Origin of the sequence: Asaia siamensis, assembly GCF_014635085.1 — a bacterium.
In the GTDB taxonomy this organism is placed as follows: Bacteria; Pseudomonadota; Alphaproteobacteria; order Acetobacterales; family Acetobacteraceae; genus Asaia; species Asaia siamensis.
The window spans coordinates 1-4,731 of the sequence record NZ_BMCH01000015.1 but is presented as its reverse complement, the minus strand read 5'-3'; the positions used below and the strand labels follow the sequence as shown (position 1 = coordinate 4,731).

Annotated in this window: 4 protein-coding genes; all 4 read right to left on the bottom strand. The window is 60.2% G+C overall.

What is annotated here, in order from left to right; genetic code table 11:
- The coding region (gene mobF / locus IEV53_RS14730; protein ID WP_188427587.1) for a MobF family relaxase at positions 1-1,556 on the bottom strand (1,556 nt) is incomplete at its 3' end.
- Positions 1,556-3,451, bottom strand: a complete 1,896-nt coding sequence (locus tag IEV53_RS14725; RefSeq protein WP_229719934.1) for a type IV secretion system DNA-binding domain-containing protein — start codon at positions 3,449-3,451, stop codon at positions 1,556-1,558. The genes mobF and IEV53_RS14725, both read right to left, overlap by 1 nt.
- On the bottom strand, positions 3,448-3,813 hold the full coding sequence (locus tag IEV53_RS14720; protein ID WP_229719933.1) for a hypothetical protein: 366 nt from the start codon (positions 3,811-3,813) through the stop codon (positions 3,448-3,450). Before IEV53_RS14720 ends, IEV53_RS14725 begins: the two co-directional genes overlap by 4 nt.
- 207 nt (positions 3,814-4,020) lie before the next feature.
- A complete protein-coding gene (locus tag IEV53_RS14715) occupies positions 4,021-4,602 on the bottom strand; it encodes a hypothetical protein (protein WP_188427586.1) in 582 nt (193 codons plus the stop codon).
- Positions 4,603-4,731 lie beyond the last annotated feature (129 nt).

The following is a 4,731-nucleotide window of genomic DNA, read 5'->3' as shown; positions in this document are numbered from 1 at the left end:
GCCAGAAGATGCCGCGCCAAGGTATCGGCTCGACTGTCGAGCGCATCTCCCAGTACTTGCGCGGCTGAAGCGGTCGGGGCCAGGGCTGTGACGCGATAGCCTTGCAATTCCGCGCTTTTCGCCACTGTTGCCAGAACGGTTGAGGTCTTAGTGGTGCCTGCATAGCCTTGGAGCCCAATGGTCTGATTGGTGCTCGTGAGGATCTGTGCGGTCGCCGCCCGCTGCTCTTCATTCCAGGCGTGCCCTTTGAGGGCTGAGCGCTGCTCGGCTTGAGCCACGGTCTTGCCAGCGTCAAGGGGTGAGAGGATGGGCGTGATTTTGTGCCGTCCGTCCTCTTCGAGCCGCAAAAGCGTCATTTCATTGGCGATATTGGTCGCGGTCGTCATGCCCTCAAAGGCGGCGCCCCGATAATCGAGATAGGTCCGTCTCTCTAGCTCACCTGTTGTCTCAGCCCGCGTGATCGCCTCGGCAATCTCGGCCTGGCTGACTGCACCAAGCGCAAAGCGTCCTGCCGCCTCATGCAGCGCAGTCGTGGCAAAGACAGAATTGCGCTCGCCCAGCATCGCCGCCCCTTGAGCAACAGCCTGATCCGCCAACAACTCCCGGCCAAACACGTTGGAGCTCTCTTGATCGGCGTGCGCCGTCAAGCGCCCCTGAGCCTCTGCCACAAGCTGGCGGCGCTTTTCCTCTGTCAGTCCGGCTGAGTCTGCGGCTTCTCTCCAAGCCTGAACCAGTTCAGCCTGGGGCACGGCCTCTTTGGCTTGGCGGGTATCCAGCGCGATTGTCTGTTTCTCTGCCGCACTGGCCTGAGCGCGCGACTTCCCACGCTCCGCCAGTTGCGCCTCGATCGCCTGTGCTCTTTGGCTAAATGCCTCCAAGCTCTCAGGAGAGAGACCGGCAATCTCAAAGCTCGAATCTTTGCCTTTGGTGATCTCGTAGCCCAGCTCTGTCACCTCATGCGCTAACTCTTGGCGATAAAGCGCCCCCAACTGCTTTTGGAGTTGATACAGAGCACGGGGCTCCAGACTCCGCCAATGGCCGTCTTGATCCTGCGTCATGTTCAAAATGACGTTGTGGCTATGGAGTTGTGGATCGAGCGCGCGGCTGGTCCCGTGTCGGAAGCTTGCAATCACAAGATTCTGCGTCACCTCACGGCGGACTTCTCCATCTTCCCGGATGCGGGTTGCTGCCAAGTGTTGCTCGGCAAGGGCAAGAGTGCGCTGGACCGCCGCCTCATGAGCTTCAATCAGGCGACGATCGCCTGCTACTTCCGCCATGATCGATACGGACTTCGGTGCGCTAAAGGTTAGATCCCATCCAGGGCGATGGCTCCATTCTCCATCGCGCTGCGTGCCCAGGCGCTGATCTTTGGCAATCTGTCCATGAAGGAGGCGTGTAAACGCCTCCTGATCGACGTCTCCAGAGAGGCCCAGCTCAGCCGCACCTTTTCCCAACCAGACAGACGGCGCAGTGCCGTCCTCAGAATAGTAGTCGTCAGCCTCGTAATAGGCGCTGGCTTGGGCTGCATTGGTCAGCCCGGAAACGGTCGCCACCATCAGACAGGCCCCCGATCACGCGCGGGCTTGGGTGGAATGGCTAATATCGGTTTTTGCGCCGTCTTGGATGGCGTTTTCTCAAGGGCGGCGTCTTCACGCACAGCATTCTGTCTGTCTTGTTTGCCCCAGAATGTTTTGGCGGGGTCAATCGCCTCAAAAGCTGCGGCTTTTGGAGCGCCACGGGCCGCAATGTGGTCTGTGCTGAGCGTGATGCGCGCCACTGGCAGTCCATCCGGGAGGAGCAGATAGCCGCGCCCTGGCGCCAAGCGGAACTGGCTCTCCATCACAGCGGGTCGCACTTCACGTCGAGAGCTCACGGTGATCTGGGGCTTGCGGGTCTTGGTATCCATCACGCCTGAGACGGTTTGGATCTCCACCTCGACCTTGCCAATCGTGGCAGAAGCGCGCTCTCGGCTTTCTGTATCTGAAAGCTGCAGAAACAGCTTTGTGTTGCAGTTGCCCAAAATGGCCTGGGCATCTTGTTCGCCGTAACGACTGCACATCTGACCGATGGTCTGAAAGGTCAGAATGACCGCGGCCCCGAACTGTCGGCCTTGGGGGAGCAGACGCGTCATATTGTCAACGCGGGGAAGATCCGGGAACTCGTCGAGCACAAACCACAAGCGCCGCGTGTTCGAGGGCGGTAAAGCCAGTGTCGCCGAGGCTGCACATTCAAGCCAAAGCGCCATGAGCGGTTTGACCGCCTCGAAGTAATCTTCCTTGCGCGGCACAAAGACCCACGGAGCGCGTGTTCCGCCTTTGTGCTTGTCCAGGCTGCCGAGGAACGCAGCAAAAGAGAAGCTCTTTGCGCCCGGATCCGGCTCGGTCCGCAGGAACATCAGCAGATTGACGGCCTTGGCGAGCATGAAGAGCACGCTGGCTGTGGCGCGTTCCGCATCTTGGGCAAAAGTGCGAGCTGAGGAGGTATGCGCCAACCAGCGCCCCAACTCCTCACTCGTCATATATTGGAGCGCCTCGATCAGCGCGGCCGGTGTTCCGCGTTCTTCTTCCCAAAGCTGGCGCAAGATATTGGCGACCAGAATGCGCGCCGTCTCTAACCAGATATCCCGATCTCGGTCGCCGGTCTCGTTGATCAGATAGCGCGCAAGCCGTGCTGCATCAGCCGGATGCTGGATCTCGTCGAAGAGGCTCCAATAGGCCCCACGGGAATCGAATGGGCTGAGGATGATGTCGCCCCGCACGGGGTTGTAATACTGAGCGACGAAAGTGCCGGAAATGTCATAGACGATCGCAGGCTCGCCACGGGCTTCAATGCCATCGAGCATCTGACGCATGGCTGTGGTTTTGCCGGAACCCGTCGAGCCATCCAGTTCAAAATGGCGGGTTTCAAAACCGCGCGGGATCGATACCGATCCTATGACGAGTGGCGCTGGGTCGTCGGGATTGTCCGTAGCCTTGGCGAGAGCTAGGGCTGAGACCAGTCGCGTTCCGCTGATATAGCGATCCGCCAGCTCAGCAGCGGTTTTGCGATGTCGTTTGTCTTTGGTGAGCCAAAGACCCGCAATTGCGGCGCCGCCACCCAGGATCAGGCCGATTGCGACGCGCTCCATCAAGCCAACCATGCGCCCCCGGAGCCAAGGTTCGGCGAGAACCTCCTGCGCGCCGGTATCATATATTTTGTCCGCAATGCTCACGTGCATGGGCACGTCTTTGCCCGTCATCGCCATCACGGGGCGTTGCGCCTCTGCGTAGAGAAAAGGACCTGCCAGGCGCAGCGTCTCACCTGGTGTCGTGGCGAGCCCGGCTAAGAGTCCGCTTACAAGCGCCACTAACAAGATGATGAGAAACCCCTGACGCGCACGGGCGCCGCTCTCGGATCGTCGAAGGGCGCGCAAAGCCTGGGCATGAGCGCGTTGGTCGAGATCATTGCTCATAAGGCGTCTCCGGCATGAGAAAGCTGGCGCTGAAAAGCGGCCGTGATGTCATCACTGAGTTGGGTGTCATCGACACGGGCCGGTGCTGCGGCGCGGGCATAGACATAGGCTGCACAGGCCACATAGAGCGTGCGTTCTGTGAGACGCTCGACATGAGCAACGCGGGCGCTGAGGGCTCCAAGCTCTGGGGCTATCTCGTTGAGGAGCGGGGTTTGGCCGCGCTCATCGATCACGCTCGCGAGTCCGCTGCGAACGCAGAGCTGCAAGAGCGCATAAGGGGTCAGCTCGCGCGCCGCCGCGTGCTTGCGCAGAGCCTGATCGAGCGCCCTTGGCAGGCGCAGAGTGTGCTGGACCGTGCTCATGGCTGCACCTGTCCGTGTAGGCCATCCGCACTCTTAAAAAATCTAGGCGTCCCAATGTGTCGAACAGAACCGCCGGATGTGTAGGCGGATCGCACGCGCTGAAAAGCGCAGCCCCAAGCCACAGGCCAGTGAGTACGGTGTGTTCTTCTTTCTGTGGCCCGAGACGAAGTCTCGGGTCGGTCGAACGGGAGAGAGACAGGCTGTCGTTTAGACATACTGACCTCCCTTGGATGAGGAGGTCGAACGGCGGCGCTTCTGCGTTTTGAGCGGCGCAGACCGTGTCTCTAATGAGTCTGGATGAAACACGGGCGCCGTGTCGTCAAGGAGCGCGTCGAGATCGACCGTTGCACCCGGCGGATGACGTGGCTCAGGGGCTGGCTCACGCTCTTGGTACTCCGCGACCCAATCGACGATTGTGCTTTCGATGGCCTCCTGGATCTGTTGGTCCAGGTCGTAGGCGTCTTCTGGCGGGAGGCGAACATCGAAGCCAGGTGTCTGAATAATCGCTCCTGTTGGGCGGTAGGCTTTGCCATGCTTCAGCAACGGGCCGGAGATGACGCAGGTCGATGTGGAGCCGTGATAATAGGCCAGAGGAGGCACGTCGTAGCGAAACCAGTGCGACGTGGCGCAGCGGTAGCTCTCGCCTATTTTGTCATCAGTGATGAGCTTCTCGATGATGGGGCCAACCATCCGCAGAATACGGGCTGGCGCTTTGACCGAGAGGGTCAGGTCAAAAGCGGGTGATAGCCACGACTGAAGGCGTGCAAAAGCACTCAGGAACACGGGCATGCGAGATCCTTTTCGCGTTCAGGGACGCAAACTCAGAGAAAGGGAGAAATGTCTGGGAGGGCTGATCGGCGCGGCGTTGAACGAGGCAAGCGCCGCCTCAGGCTGTCAGCGGTAGGATTGGGTCGGGAG

Excerpts from the sequence above, each read along its gene's own strand:
- IEV53_RS14725 (WP_229719934.1), bottom strand. The coding sequence starts at position 3,451 with ATGAGCAATGATCTCGACCAACGCGCTCATGCCCAGGCTTTGCGCGCC.
- IEV53_RS14720 (WP_229719933.1), bottom strand. The coding sequence starts at position 3,813 with ATGAGCACGGTCCAGCACACTCTGCGCCTGCCAAGGGCGCTCGATCAG.
- IEV53_RS14715 (WP_188427586.1), bottom strand. The coding sequence starts at position 4,602 with ATGCCCGTGTTCCTGAGTGCTTTTGCACGCCTTCAGTCGTGGCTATCA.